Here is a 1,266-nt window from a genome sequence, read left to right on the forward strand (position 1 = left end):
GGCTGACATTGACCAATGCAGAAGTTTGGTTTTACCTGACGATGTTTCCTCTTTAATTTACACCTCGGGAACAACAGGAACCCCAAAAGGTGTAATGCTTACCCATTATAACTTTGTTAAGAATGTGGAGGTTTGCTTGCAACAGATCCCTGTGATCGATCAAACGGAAACTTTTCTTTCTTTTCTACCGCTATCGCACGTATTCGAGCGTACAGCAACCTACCATGTTTGTTGCGCACAAGGCTGTAAAATTGCATTTGCCCAAAGTTTAGAGCTATTGGCCAAAAATATGGGCGAAGTTCGTCCTACCGTAATGAGCTGCGTTCCGCGCCTTTTAGAACGCATACACGATAAAGCGATAAAAGGAGGAACTGCTGGTGGAGGTACAAAAGCAAAAATATTTACCTGGGCCTTAGAAACTGGTAACAAATATCGTTTAGCTAAAGAAGCTGGCAAAAATCCAGGCTTCATTTTATCAGCCAAAAAGGGAATAGCAGAGAAACTGGTTTTTAGTAAAATCAAAGAAAAAACAGGTGGCCGTTTAAAGTTTATGATTTCGGGCGGTGCCGCCCTACCTAAAAATGTGGGTGAATTTTTTGGCGATCTGGGCATTAAGATATTAGAAGGATTTGGCTTAACAGAAACTTCGCCCGTAATGTCGGTTACCGAATACCACAGGCAGGTTTATGGCACTGTTGGCCGCGTAATTCCAGGAATTGAAGTGGGTATACAAGATGTCGAAACTAAAGAAATGCTCAGTATCCAGACACACAATACTTTTAACGAAGAATTTGAATGCGCCGAAGGTGAAGTAATTGTACGCGGTCACTGTGTAATGAAAGGTTACTTTAACAAACCAGCAGAAACAGCCGAAGCGATAGATAAAGACATGTGGTTCCATACCGGAGATATTGGCCGTTTTTATAAAGGTAATTTACAGATCACCGACCGTTTAAAAAACATGATCGTAAATGCTTATGGCAAAAATGTTTACCCTACCCCGGTAGAAAACATTTACCTGAAAAGCCCAAAAATTGATCAGCTTTTTTTAATCGGAGATAAACGTGAGTTTATTACAGCAATTATTATCCCGAACAAAGAAACTTTAGAAGAGACCTTTAAACTCAAACCATCGTTTTTTGAAGAGGCTGATCCTTTTATCCGCGATCAGGAAATTATAGATTGGATGGAACAGGATATTAAAAAAATCTCGAATGAGCTGGCCAAATTTGAGCGCATTAAAAACTTTAAGATCAAGCGTAATCC

The 1,266-nt window shown here is 40.0% G+C and carries 1 protein-coding gene; it reads left to right on the forward strand.

The window, feature by feature from the left end; translation table 11 throughout:
• Positions 1–1,266 (forward strand): AMP-dependent synthetase/ligase (locus tag AC1DPQ_RS28065; RefSeq protein ID WP_477611612.1); only part of this gene is annotated, 1,266 nt, incomplete at both ends.

This window comes from Pedobacter sp. 01T416_2 (assembly GCF_056398925.1).